A 12,365-nucleotide genomic window follows, 5' to 3' on the forward strand; every position below is an offset into this window, starting at 1 on the left:
TAGCACCGCCCCGCAAGATCGCTGACCGTCCGTCACCGTCCGTCACACGTGGGGTGGCTCCACGTCCGAGTCGAGCCGGGTGCCCGCCTTCACGGCGACCGTGGTCGGGTGTTCCTCCCCCAGCGTGACCCTGGCCCGTCGGATGCAGTCCGCCCGCAGGTCGGCGGCCCGCTCGGTCTCCCCGAGCGCCGCGAGCGTCAGCGACAGGTTGGAGTTGATGCCGATGGAGTCGTAGTGGTCCGGGCCGAGCGCCTCGGTCATCAGCGGCGCCGCCTCCTGCTCCAGGACGAGCGCGGCCCGGATCTCCCCGCCCAGCGCCAGGTCGTTCGCGTGGTTCATCATCGCGATCGGGATGTAGAGGTGGTGGGCGCCGAGGACGGTCCGGAACTGCGCCAGCGTGCGCGCGGACAGCTCCCGTGCCTCTTCGATCCGCCCGGCCAGCCGCAGGTAGACCGAGAGGTTGTTGGCGCCGGCCAGAGTGACCGGGTGGTCCTCGCCCAGGTAGTCGCGGTAACGCGCGAGCGCCCGTTCGGCCAGCGGGACGGCCCGGTCGGTGTCGCCGAGCGCGTTGTAGTCGCTGGCCAGGTTGGTGGCGGCGGCCAGGGTGTCGGGGTGTTCGGCGCCGTTGATGTCCAGGTAGCGCTGGTAGATGTCCTCGTCGATCTCCAGAGCCTCGTGGTAGCGCCCGGCCCGGCGCAGCGCCACGGCGAGGTTCTTGCGGGCGCGCAGGGTGTCGGTGTGGTTGTCGCCGATGGTCTGCTGGTAGATCCGGACGGTCTCCTCCAGCAGGTCCAGCGCCTCCCGCAGCCGCCCGGTCTCGCGCAGGTCGCGGGCGTAGTTGGAGGCGGAGGACAGCGCGTACAGGCTGTGCGCGCCGAGGGCGTCGCGCTGCTGGAGGTAGTTGCTGCGGTGCCGTTCCAGCGCGGCGTAGCGGTCGCCGGCCAGGTAGTCGGAGACGGCGAGGTTGTTGGTGATCATCAGGGTGCGCGGGTGGTCCGGCCCGAGGGTGCGCCGGGCCGCGTCCAGGGTCCTGCGGTCGAGTGCCCGGGCCTCGTCGTAGCGGCCGAGGAAGCGCAGGTCGGCGCCGAGGCTGTTGGCGACGGCAAGGGTGTGCGAGTGCTCCGGGCCCAGGGTCGCGGTGAACCGCTCCAGGATGTCCCGGTCCATCTCGTACGCCTCCTGGAGGGCGCCCTGGGAGCGGCGGATGTTGCTCAGCTGGGTACGCAGCATGAGGGTCTGGGCGTCGTTGTCGACGTCGAAGTCGGGCCCGCCGTAGCCGTCCTCGCGCCAGTGTTCCAGGGTCCGTTCGGCGAGTTCCCGGCCGGACTCGTGCAGGCTGCGCTTCCACTGGTAGCGGACCGAGTCGATGATCCACTGTCGGACGTCCTCGTCGGCGCTGTCGAGCGCGCCGGACGGCCAGAGGTGGGGCAGGAGTTCGGCGTACTCGGTCCAGTTGGCGGGGATGTCCGGGTCGCCGGGGTTGGCGGTGGCCAGGGCCGCGTGCACCACGCCGCGCAGCTCGGCCTGCCGCTCCTCCTCGACCTGGTCCCGGAGCACGGCCTGGACCAGCCGGTGCACGGTGATGGTCTCGCTGCCCTGGTCGGTGCGGGCGAGCCCGAACCGGTTGATGGCGCGCAGGAACTCGCCGATCGCCAGCTTGTCGCGGGGGGCGCGCGGGGGCAGTCGCAGGGCCCGGGTGACGGCCCGGCTGTAGAGCAGCTGCATCGGGATGGCGTCCGGGCCGAAGAAGGCGCAGATCTCCAGGATCTGGGCGGCCGGGGCGTTCATCCGGCGCAGTTCCTCGACCGAGATGCGCCAGGTGGCGGCGGCGGAGTGGGGGTACTCGGCGGGGCGCAGCCGGGTGCGCTCCAGCATCTCGGTGAGTTCGCCGTCGAGGAGTTCGAGGTACGTGGCGATCGGCATCGACGTCTCCTGGAGCCAGACGGCGGCCTGGCCGACGGCGAGCGGGAGGTCGCCGAGACGGTGCGCGACCTGCTCGGCGTCCTCCGGGGAGAGGCCGTTGTTGAAGCGGCGCAGCAGCCGGACGCTCTCCTCGCGCAGGAAGACGTCGACCTCGACCAGGCCGGCGTGCCGGGCCCAACCCTGGTTGCGCGAGGTGATCAGCACGTGTCCGCCGGAGGAGGAGCCGCCGGGCTGCCATGGGGCGAGTTCCTCGGGGGTGCCGGCGTTGTCGAAGACCAGCAGCCAGCGGCGGTACGGCTGGCCGCGGCGCAGCGCGTCGAGGACGGCGGCGGCGGTGTGCGCGACGTCGTCGCTGGTCGGCACGCCGAGCCGGGGGGCGAGTTCGGCGAGCTTCTGCGGGATGTTGGCGGGCTCCTCGGCGGGCACCCACCAGATGACGTCGTAGGCGGACTTGAAGCGGTGCGCGTACTCGGCGGCGATCTGGGACTTGCCGGCGCCGCCGAAGCCGTAGAGGACCTGGCTGAGGACAGCGGCGGGTCCGCCGGTGAAGCGGTTGCGGAGCAGTTCGAGCAGCTTTCCGCGGCCGATGAAGGCGGCGTTGCGCGAGGGCGCCTCCTGGACCTGCGGGGCGGTGCCGGGGAAGCGCGCCGGGGCGATGAACTCGCCGCTGTCGGAGTCGAACTGGCGGTTGCTGCCGGGCGGCGGGCCGAGTTCGCCGTACAGCTGGGCCTCGGCCGCGGTGCCGGAGGAGCGGATCAGGTCGGGCACCGCCTGGCCGACGAACGGGCGGGGCACCGGCTCATCCGAGTCCTGCAGTCGCAGTGCGACCAACGCCGAGGCCCCGGAAAGCAGTTCGCGCCCCTGGAGGAGCTGCCAGACCTCGCCGGCCCGGGGCAGCGCGGTGTACTCGGGCGAGAGCAGGGCGAGCAGCCGGCCCTGGCCGTCGAGCGGCCCGGCGACCTCCGGCGGCCGCTGGCCGGTGTGCGGCTCGGCGGCGTTGTGCAGGGAGGTCTGGTAACCGAAGCGGGTGAGGGTGGCGGCCGCCCACTCGGCCCACATCCGGTCCTCGGGCGCATAGCTGACAAAGACCTGGCGGGGCACCGCCCGGGCGGAGCGCAGGTAGGCGCCGTACAGCCGGCGGCGGGCCTCGGAGGTGAGCGGGCGCAGCGAGCGGACCCGCCCGTCGGTGATCCACTCGGCCAGCCGCTCGAAGGCGTTGAGCAGGCTGCGCGCTTCCTGCGGGCGGTCGGCGACGGTGGCCGGCACCTCCTCGTAGGCGTAGAACGGCTTGTACGGCACCTCGACGTCGGCCCAGTAGGCGGCCCGGCGGTCCCCGGGCAGCCAGCGGCCGAGGTAGGGGGCGAAGGCCTCGCGGGCGAAGTCCCGTCCGGCTTCGAGGCGTTCCTGCTCGGCGTCCTCGACCCGCATCGGCACCGGCAGCACGCGGATGGCCCGCTCCTCGGCCTCGGCGATGGCCTTGGCGGCGTCCACGCCGCCGCGGATGTTCTGGGCGCTGAAGGTGAAGCAGTCGACCACGGTGTCGGGCATCAGGACGGTGCAGATGCCGGAGGTGTCGCTGACGCCGGTGCGGCTGTCGATGAGCACGTAGTCGTAGGCGCGGGCCCAGCGTTCGCGCAGCTCGCGCAGGAACTCGCCGCCGCGGATGTCCCGACCGTGGTAGAAGCTGCGCCAGTTGAAGCTGGTGACGGCGGCCGCGTAGGCGGCGTTCTGCCGGCCGGCGGGCAGGAAGTCGAGCCGGCCGCCGGCCGGCAGATCGAGGGCGAGGCCGCAGAGGTAGCCGTCCAGCCTCCCGGGTTCGTCCAGCCAGGCGGCCGGGGGCAGGCCGGTCGGCCCGGTGGCGGAGGGCAGTGCCTGTTTGACGTAGGAGCGCAGCAGGTCGATCAGGCCGTCGGTGGAGTGGAGTTCGGGGTCGACCAGCAGCGGGTGGTAGTAGCGGTGCAGGCCGGGGGCCTCCAGGTCCCAGTCGACCACCAGGACGCTCAGGCCCCGGCTGGCGAGGATCCAGCCGACGTTGGCGAGTGCCATGGTCCGGCCGGTGCCGCCTTTGAACGAGTAGAACGTGACGACCGTCCCCGGTCCGCCGCGCCCCGGCTCCGTGCCTGGCTCAGTACTCATCGTCCGTCTCCCCTCAGCGGGACAGAGCCGTCATGGCCGCCCGGGCGCTGGCCGGGCACGTCCTTCGGTGTCGGATCCGGATCGCGGCGCGCGGACGGGCTGCGCGGCGGACCGGAGGGGCTCGGCGGGCCGGCCGGGATGGCCAGACCGGGCATGTCCGGGCCGCCGCCCGGGCCGAAGCCGAAGGCATCGCCGCCATCGTCCCCCCAATCCAAGTTGTCGTCCATGAGCTTGTTCTGGGCGACCGTCACCATGATGGCGAGGTCACTGTCGAAGCTCTCCTGGCTCACTTTCACCCGGAACAAGTGCTCCGGGTCACGCCGGCGCAGCCAGTTGCGGCGGAACACCCCGCGCACGCCCGCCCACGGCGCTTCGCGCTCCCCGTCCGGGTCGTTGCCGCCGATCGGCACCACGACGCCGGTGACCGGGTGGTTCTGGTCGTCGTACTCGCGCAGGGCATGCCGATAGCGCTCGCGCTCGGCCGCCCACGGGTCCACCAGCAGGACGCTGACCTGGCTGTCCTCCCGGGCCTGGTCGAGCTTCTCGCCGAGCCCGGCGCCGATCTCCTCCAACGTGGTGGTGTGCCCGGCGTTGGTGATCACCCGCTGGGCGCGCGAGGCCAGCGAGGGCTGGGCGGGCGGGTAGAACGGCGCCCAGTGCCACGGCCTGGCCCCGTACCAGCCGCCCACGTACGCGCCGCCCTCGGCGGCGGCCTCCGAGGCCCGGCCCGCCGCGATGAACAGCCGCACCATGCCAGGCTCGGCGGTGGGCGCGGGCGCGGCCGGCCCGGGAAAGTAGCCACGGACGGCGTCGAGGTCGAACTCGGGCAGTTCGGCGAGCCGCCGCACGGCCGCGTCCCGGATCCGCCCGGCGACCACCCGGACGACCTGCCGGTAGGCGTCCTGCTGGGCGGTGCGCAGCAGCGCGCGCAGGCCGTGCCGGGCGTAGGCGTCGCCCATGTCCGGCTGGGCCCACTGGATCTTGGTGACCTCGGTGACGAGGTCCCCGGGCGCGACCGGCTCCCAGAGCACCGGGATCAGCGCCGAGACCAGTTCCCCGGTCTCCTCGTGGTGGCGTCGGACCCTGCCGCGGAAGGCCGTCCACTCCTTGCCGCAGTACAGGCTGGCGAAGTAAGCCGGGGAGTAGAGCGCGACCATGGTCCGGCTGCGGCCGAGCATCAGCGCGAGCTTCTCGGCCCATTCGTCGCCCAGGCGCAGCCGTTCGGTGTCCCGGAAGGCGAGTTCGTAGGCCTGGACGGCCGGTCCGATGATGCGCCCGAGTTCGTCCCTCAGGTCGTTGAAGAACTGGTCGACGAAGGCGTCCTCCGCCTCGAAGTCCCGACGCGCGTAGCTGAAGAAGAAGTACGGCCGCTGCTGCTGTTCCCGCTCACTCACCTGTTCCCCCCGACCCTGACGGTGCCGTGACGGCGCTGGTTTCTTACCCAGCATGTCGTGAACCGCACCAGGGCGGCGGGGAGTTGGGCCGTTTCGTGCGGCCCGCGGGGTTTAGCCGACGGTCAGCGGCGGATCACCGGAGTTCGAGTGCCGACTGGAAGGCGGCGAGCGGCTCCGCGCCGGGGGTCAGGGCGTCCGCCACGACCCGGCGCAGCAGGTCGCCGAGCACGGTGTCCGGCAGGGCGTCGAGTTCGTCGAGCGGCAGGGCGGCGACGTCGACCAGGTCGGAGTCGAGTCCAGCGGCGGTTTCCGCACCGGTGACGCCCATCAGTCCCTCACTCGATCGTGCCGGCACAGCGGGCTGCCGGCCGGAAAATCATCGACCCAGGTCCGCGACGCGCACATTCTACACAAAACGGTGACGGTGCGTCAGGTGCGGCCTGGCGCCGCGCCCGGCCGGATCCCGCCGGACGTCACGGGCAGAGGCGCTCCACCCGCCACCCCGTGGAGCCGGCCGGGTCGGCGAGGTAGCGGAGGCGGTCGTGCAGGCGGTTCTCGCGCCCCTGCCAGAACTCGACGCTCTCAGGGACGACCCGGTAGCCGCCCCAGAACGGCGGGACGGGGACGCCCTCGCCCTCGGGGTAGCGGCGTTCGAGGTCGGCGTAGCGCTGTTCGAGGACGGCGCGGTCGCTGACCGGGCTGGACTGTTCGCTGGCCCAGGCGCCGAGTTGGGAGCCGTGCGGGCGGGTGCGGAAGTAGGCGGCGGTCTCGTCCCGGCCGACCTTCTCGACCCGGCCCTGGACGATCACCTGGCGGGCCAGCGCGATCCACGGGAAGAGCAGTCCGGCGTAGGGGTTGGCGGCGAGCTCGGAGCCCTTGCGGGAGCCGTAGTTGGTGAAGAACACGAAGCCGCGCACGTCGTAGCTCTTGAGCAGGACGGTGCGCGAGCTGGGCCGGCCCTGGGCGTCGGCGGTGGAGAGCACCATGGCGTTGGCCTCCACCACCCCGGCCTCGTCGGCCTCGTGGAACCAGCGGGTGAACTGGCCGATCGGCTCGGGTGCGAGCTGCTCCTCGGCCAGGCCCTCGTGGACGTAGTGCTTGCGCATCACGGTGAGGTCCGGGCCGGGGCGGTCCTCGCCGGCCGGGGTCCGGGTGGCGGGGCTCGGGGGCGTCGACTGGGCGCGTTCCGGGGTCTGCACGCCAACATCATCCCGTACGACAAGCAACCGGCACCGCTACCTCCGGACAAACCCCGGCCGGAGATATGGTGACTCGCCACCGCTTGGCCGCCCGCCGTACGGGGAATTGTCCGGAACTTGGCGTTTGGTTCCAGGGGCCCCCCGGGCACGACCGACCCTCGGCGGGAAAGTCAAGTGGTCCCCACGGGAAACATCACCGCGGTGGTGTATGGCGCAATGCACCCCGTGCCTGTCACTCTGGCACCGAGTGCCAACCACGATTCGGTCACTGGCGAACCGCCCCCACCACGGCGGAGCGCCGATCCCAGAACTGAAGGAGCCGTCGCATGTCCGACTTCGTACCCGGGCTTGAGGGAGTCGTCGCGTTCGAGAGCGAAATCGCCGAACCCGACCGTGAAGGCGGCGCCCTGCGGTACCGCGGTGTCGACATCGACGACCTGGTCGGCCACGTCTCCTTCGGCCACGTGTGGGGCCTGCTCGTGGACGGCAAGTTCAACCCCGGCCTGCCGGCCGCCGAGCCGTTCCCCATCCCGGTGCACTCCGGCGACATCCGGGTCGACGTCCAGTCCGCGCTCGCCATGCTCGCCCCGGTCTGGGGCCTGAAGCCGCTGCTCGACATCTCCGCCGAGCAGGCCCGCGACGACCTCGCCCGCGCCGCCGTGATGGCGCTGTCCTACGTCGCCCAGTCCGCCCGCGGCCAGGGCCTGCCGATGGTCCCGCAGAGCGAGATCGACAAGGCCGAGACGGTCGTCGAGCGGTTCATGATCCGCTGGCGCGGCGAGCCGGACCCGAAGCACGTCAAGGCCGTCGACGCCTACTGGACCTCCGCCGCCGAGCACGGCATGAACGCCTCCACCTTCACCGCCCGGGTCATCGCCTCCACCGGCGCCGACGTCGCGGCCGCGCTCTCCGGCGCGGTCGGCGCGATGTCCGGCCCGCTGCACGGCGGCGCCCCGTCCCGGGTGCTCGGCATGATCGAGGAGATCGAGCGCACCGGCGACGCCACCACCTGGGTCAAGAACGCGCTGGACAAGGGCGAGCGGCTGATGGGCTTCGGCCACCGCGTCTACCGCGCCGAGGACCCGCGCGCCCGCGTGCTGCGCCGCACCGCCAAGGAGCTCGGCGCCCCGCGCTTCGAGGTCGCCGAGGCGCTGGAGAAGGCTGCGCTGGAGGAGCTGCACAACCGTCGCCCGGACCGCGTGCTCGCCACCAACGTCGAGTTCTGGGCCGCGATCATGCTGGACTTCGCCGAGGTCCCGGCGCACATGTTCACCTCGATGTTCACCTGTGCGCGCACCGCGGGCTGGTCGGCGCACATCCTGGAGCAGAAGCGCACCGGTCGCCTCGTGCGCCCCTCCGCGCGCTACATCGGCCCCGGCCCGCGCCGCCCCGAGGCCGTCGAGGGCTGGGACGCCATCGCCCACTGAGCTCCCACTGAGCTCCCGACGAGCGCCCGCCGAGCTCTCGTCGAGCTCTCGCCGAGCGCCCGAACGAACGCCCACTGAGCTCCGCTCGGCCGCCGCCGAGCCGGCTCCGCACCACCCCTGACCAGCGGGTCCGGCTCCGGCCGGGCCCGCTGGTCGCATGCCGATGAGCAGTCAACATCACAATCTCAGCGGGCGGACGACCGTACCCCCGCACGGCCGCCAGCCAGTAGGCTGCGCGCGTGGCTCAGATCCAGATCCCCGCTGACATCAAGCCCGCAGACGGCCGTTTCGGCTGCGGACCGTCCAAGGTGCGCCCCGAGGCCCTGAGTGCCCTCGCCGCCACCCAGACCTCCCTGCTCGGCACCTCCCACCGCCAGGCCCCGGTCAAGAACGTGGTCAAGCGCGTGCGCGAGGGCGTGAGCAGCCTCTTCTCCCTGCCGGAGGGCTACGAAGTCGTCCTCGGCAACGGCGGCTCCACCGCCTTCTGGGACATCGCCGCCTTCGGCCTGGTGCGGGAGAAGTCCCAGCACCTGGACTTCGGCGAGTTCTCCTCGAAGTTCGCCTCCTCGGTCAAGGCCGCCCCCTGGCTGGCCGAGCCGACGGTGATCAAGACCGCCCCGGGCACCCACCCGCTGCCGGTCGCCGAGGCGGGCGTGGACGTCTACGGCCTCACCCACAACGAGACCTCGACCGGCGTCGCGATGCCGATCAAGCGCCCGGCGGGTGCGGACGACGGCTCGCTGGTGCTGGTGGACGCCACCTCGGGCGCCGGCGGCCTGCCGGTCGACATCACCGAGACCGACGTCTACTACTTCGCCCCGCAGAAGTCCTTCGCCTCCGAGGGCGGCCTGTGGCTGGCCACCTTCTCCCCGGCCGCCCTGGAGCGCGCCGCCGAGATCGCCGGCTCCGGCCGCTACGTCCCGCCGTTCTTCTCGCTGCCGACGGCCATCGACAACTCGTCGAAGGACCAGACGTACAACACCCCGGCGCTCTCCACGCTGTTCCTGCTGGCCGACCAGCTGGAGTGGATGAACGGCAACGGCGGGCTGGACTGGGCCGTCGCCCGTACGGCTGATTCCTCGTCCCGGCTGTACGCCTGGGCGGAGAAGTCCCCCTACGCGACCCCGTTCGTGGCGAACCCGGCCGAGCGCTCCCAGGTGGTCGGCACCATCGACTTCGACGAGTCGGTGGACGCCGCCGCGGTCGCCAAGGCACTGCGTGCCAACGGCATCGTGGACACCGAGCCGTACCGCAAGCTGGGCCGCAACCAGCTGCGCATCGCGATGTTCCCGGCGATCGACCCGGCGGACGTCGAGGCGCTCACCCACTGCATCGACTACGTGGTGGAGCAGCTGGCCGGCTGAGCCTCCGAGGACACGGCTGAGGGGGCTGAGCCTCCGAGGACACGGCTGAGGGCCACCGCCTGCGGGCGGTGGCCCTCAGCCGTGTCCGGGGCCGACGTTCCTGGGCCGGCGTTCCTGGGCCGACCTGCCGGGGCCGGCGTGCCGACCGGCCGGGGGCCGGGCTACCGGCTGCCCGCTACTTGCCGGCCAGCGAGCTGATCAGTACGACGACCAGCAGCAGCACCAGGGTGCCGGAGACGATGCGCATTCGAGTCTTGGGGTCCACGGTCATCGAGCGTACCTGTGGCTCACACCCGGACGAACCCGAGGCCCTCGGCCCCGAGCCCCCCTCCTTCGGACCCAGACCCGCCCTAGTCCGCCAGCGCCCAGGAGCGCAGCGACTCGTAGTGGGCGAAGCCCCCGTCCAGGTCGCTCTTCATCAGGTGCAGCTCGGCGGCCTCCCACTCCGGCCCCCGGTAGGGCGCCAGCGCCGCCGCCAGGGCGTCCAGCTCGGCCGCGGCGACCCGCTGGACGGCCCGCCGGTGGCCGCGCGGGGAGCCGGCCCGGGCCAGCGTGAGGTGGGGGTGGAAGGCGACGGCGTCGGGCTCCCCGCCGACCTCGGCGACGGCCTCGATGACGGCCTCGGCGAGCCGGCGCAGCTCCCTGGTCCGCCCCTCGACCCCGGCCCAGAGCACCCGCTCGCCGAACCGGCCGGAGCCGGCGATCCGCAGCCGGTGCGCCGGGTGCACGGCGGCCACGGCCGCCAGGGCGGCCTCCAGCTCCGGCAGCCGCTCGGCGGGCACCTGGCCGAGGAAGGCCAGGGTCAGGTGCCAGCCCTCGACGGCGGTCCAGCGCAGCCGGTCCGCCCCGGGCAGGGCGCGCACCGGCTCGACGGCGGCGCAGAGCCCCTGTAGTGCCTCGGCGGGCGGCAGGACAGCCACGAACAGCCTCATGGTCCGATCTTCCCCTGCTCGGCCGTTCGGTGTAGAACGGATTTCCATGAAGATCCGCAACGGGGGTCCCGCGGACGTCCCCGACATCCTGTCCCTGCTCGACGGCGCCGTCTCCTGGCTGGCCGCCCAGGAGCGCACCGGCCAATGGGGCGACCAGCCCTTCAGCACCAACCCGGCCCGGGTCGACCAGGTCGCCTCGTACGCCGAGGAGCCCTTCCTGATCCGCCTCGCGGTGGACGAGGACGGCCGTACGATCGGCTGCTGCGTGCTCAACGAGGACCGCGGCAAGTGGATCCCCGCCGCAGATGAACGCGAGCTGTACGTGCGCAGCCTGGTCACCGACCGCAGCCGCAAGGGCTCGGGCATCGGCGCCGCGCTGATCGCCGACGCGATCGAGGAGGCCCGCCGGCGCGGCATCGGCCTGCTGCGGGTGGACTGCTACGCCGGCAACGACCGCAAGCTGGTCGGCCTGTACCGGGCGCTCGGCTTCACCGAGACCGTGGGCTTCGAGGTCGAGCAGCCGTCCGGCCTCTGGCCCGGCCAGGTGCTGGAGATCCGGCTCTGACGGAGCGTCAGAGAACCCCGGAATCATCTTCCGGGATTCTCTGACTACACATCAGCAGGCGGCGGCCAGCTCGGACTTGAGCGCCGGAGCGGTGCGCGGCACGAAGGCCACCACCCGCCCGCCGCGGCCCGGGTGGAGGTCGAACCGCACCCGCAGGTCGGCGCTGCGGGCCAGCACCAGGCCGACCGCGCCGGCCGCCAGCGCGGACACCAGGCCGCAGGCCAGCAGGCCGAGCCGGGGCCCGTACGAGGCGGTGACCCAGCCGACGACCGGGGCGCCGATCGGCGTGCCGCCGGTGAAGACCAGCACCAGCAGGCCCATCACCCGGCCGCGCATCTCGGGGTCGGTGCCCAGCTGCAGCATGGAGTTGACCGAGGTGTTGAAGCTCAGCCCGAACACCCCGATCAGCGTCAGCAGCAGCGCGAAGGTCCAGTAGTCGGGCGCGAAGGCCGCGACGACCTCCAGGGTGCCGAAGGCCAGCGCCGCGGCGACCAGCCGGCGCAGCCGGGGCGCGCCCCGGCGGGCGGCGAGCAGTGCGCCGGCCAGCGAGCCGACCGCCATCGCGGTGTTCAGCAGGCCGTACTGCCCGGCGCCCACCTTGAAGGTGTCGTGCGCGAAGCCGGACAGCAGCGTCGGGAAGTTGAACCCGAAGGTGCCGATGAACCCGGCCATCACCATCGGCCAGAGCAGCTCGGGCCGCTCCTTCACGTACCGCAGGCCCTCGCGCAGCTGGCCCTTCTCGCGGGCGATCGGCTCGGTCGGGCGCAGCTCGGACTCCCGCATCGCGAGCAGCCCGCCGATCACGGCGGCGAAGGACAGCGCGTTGACGGCGAACGCCCAGCCGCTGCCGACCGCGGCGATCAGCAGGCCCGCGACGGCGGGGCCGACCAGCCGGGCGGTCTGGAAGTTGGCGGCGTTCAGGCTGACGGCGTTGGCGAGGTCCTTGGGCCCGACCATCTCGGACACGAAGGCCTGCCGGGTCGGGTTGTCGACCACGGTGACCAGGCCGAGCAGCAGGGCGAAGGCGTACACGTAGTACGGCGTCACCACGCCGCCGACGGTCAGGACGGCCAGGCCCGCGGCGAGCAGGCCCATGGCGCCCTGGGTGTAGATCAGCAGCCGGCGCTTGGGCATCCGGTCGGCGAGCACGCCGCCGAACAGGCCGAGCAGCAGCATCGGCAGGAACTGCATGGCGGTGGTGATGCCGACCGCGAGCGGGCTGCCGGTGAGGCTGAGGACCAGCCAGTCCTGGGCGATCCGCTGCATCCAGGTGCCGGTGTTGGACACCACCTGGCCGACGAAGTAGTAGCGGTAGTTGCGTACGCGCAGCGAGGAGAACATCCCCCGGGGCCGGGTGAACTCGGCGCCGGTCGGCGATGCGGCCGAAGCCGCGGGAGACGGCACCGAAGCCGTGGGAGCCGGAAC

Annotated in this window: 9 protein-coding genes; 3 read left to right on the top strand and 6 right to left on the bottom strand. The window is 72.7% G+C overall.

Going from position 1 to position 12,365, the window contains the following annotated elements; all coding sequences use genetic code 11:
- Window positions 1-42 precede the first annotated feature (42 nt).
- From fxsT to pdxH, 4 genes are all read right to left on the bottom strand, one after another.
- On the bottom strand, window positions 43-4,059 hold the full coding sequence (fxsT, locus tag BG452_RS14405; protein WP_188304676.1) for an FxSxx-COOH system tetratricopeptide repeat protein: 4,017 nt from the start codon (window positions 4,057-4,059) through the stop codon (window positions 43-45).
- Window positions 4,056-5,453 carry a TIR-like protein FxsC gene (locus BG452_RS14410; RefSeq protein WP_188304677.1) on the bottom strand — a complete coding sequence of 466 codons (1,398 nt, stop codon included), beginning with the start codon at window positions 5,451-5,453 and terminating at the stop codon, window positions 4,056-4,058. Before BG452_RS14410 ends, fxsT begins: the two co-directional genes overlap by 4 nt.
- A gap of 133 nt (window positions 5,454-5,586) precedes the next feature.
- The gene (gene fxsA / locus BG452_RS14415) at window positions 5,587-5,781 is read right to left on the bottom strand and encodes an FxSxx-COOH cyclophane-containing RiPP peptide (RefSeq protein ID WP_188304678.1); all 195 of its coding nucleotides are present in this window, start codon (window positions 5,779-5,781) and stop codon (window positions 5,587-5,589) included.
- Between the two features lie 145 nt (window positions 5,782-5,926).
- On the bottom strand, window positions 5,927-6,559 hold the full coding sequence (pdxH, locus tag BG452_RS14420; protein WP_188304695.1) for a pyridoxamine 5'-phosphate oxidase: 633 nt from the start codon (window positions 6,557-6,559) through the stop codon (window positions 5,927-5,929).
- Between the two features lie 419 nt (window positions 6,560-6,978).
- Between pdxH and BG452_RS14425 the strand changes: the two genes are divergently transcribed.
- Together BG452_RS14425 and serC are read left to right on the top strand one after the other, a co-directional pair.
- Entirely contained in the window at window positions 6,979-8,079 is a 1,101-nt protein-coding gene (locus BG452_RS14425; RefSeq protein WP_188304679.1) for a citrate synthase 2, read from the top strand.
- A gap of 239 nt (window positions 8,080-8,318) precedes the next feature.
- Window positions 8,319-9,443 carry a phosphoserine transaminase gene (serC, locus tag BG452_RS14430; protein WP_188304680.1) on the top strand — a complete coding sequence of 375 codons (1,125 nt, stop codon included), beginning with the start codon at window positions 8,319-8,321 and terminating at the stop codon, window positions 9,441-9,443.
- Window positions 9,444-9,793: 350 nt separating this feature from the next.
- On the opposite strand, the gene thpR is transcribed toward serC, so the two are convergent.
- On the bottom strand, window positions 9,794-10,375 hold the full coding sequence (gene thpR, locus BG452_RS14435; RefSeq protein ID WP_188304681.1) for an RNA 2',3'-cyclic phosphodiesterase: 582 nt from the start codon (window positions 10,373-10,375) through the stop codon (window positions 9,794-9,796).
- Between the two features lie 46 nt (window positions 10,376-10,421).
- On the opposite strand from thpR, the gene BG452_RS14440 reads away from it, so the two are divergent.
- Window positions 10,422-10,940, top strand: a complete 519-nt coding sequence (locus BG452_RS14440) for a GNAT family N-acetyltransferase (RefSeq protein WP_188304682.1) — start codon at window positions 10,422-10,424, stop codon at window positions 10,938-10,940.
- A 51-nt stretch (window positions 10,941-10,991) separates the two neighbouring features.
- Here BG452_RS14440 and BG452_RS14445 read toward each other — a convergent pair whose 3' ends face one another.
- On the bottom strand, window positions 10,992-12,344 hold the full coding sequence (locus BG452_RS14445; RefSeq protein ID WP_317621038.1) for an MFS transporter: 1,353 nt from the start codon (window positions 12,342-12,344) through the stop codon (window positions 10,992-10,994).
- Window positions 12,345-12,365 lie beyond the last annotated feature (21 nt).

Origin of the sequence: Streptomyces sp. CBMA123 (assembly GCF_014596465.1) — a bacterium.
Taxonomy (GTDB): domain Bacteria; phylum Actinomycetota; class Actinomycetes; order Streptomycetales; family Streptomycetaceae; genus Kitasatospora.

Coding starts and splice junctions, on each gene's coding strand:
- pdxH (WP_188304695.1), bottom strand. CDS start 6,559: ATGCGCAAGCACTACGTCCACGAGGGCCTGGCCGAGGAGCAGCTCGCA.
- thpR (WP_188304681.1), bottom strand. CDS start 10,375: ATGAGGCTGTTCGTGGCTGTCCTGCCGCCCGCCGAGGCACTACAGGGG.
- fxsA (WP_188304678.1), bottom strand. CDS start 5,781: ATGGGCGTCACCGGTGCGGAAACCGCCGCTGGACTCGACTCCGACCTG.
- BG452_RS14425 (WP_188304679.1), top strand. CDS start 6,979: ATGTCCGACTTCGTACCCGGGCTTGAGGGAGTCGTCGCGTTCGAGAGC.
- BG452_RS14440 (WP_188304682.1), top strand. CDS start 10,422: ATGAAGATCCGCAACGGGGGTCCCGCGGACGTCCCCGACATCCTGTCC.
- fxsT (WP_188304676.1), bottom strand. CDS start 4,059: ATGAGTACTGAGCCAGGCACGGAGCCGGGGCGCGGCGGACCGGGGACG.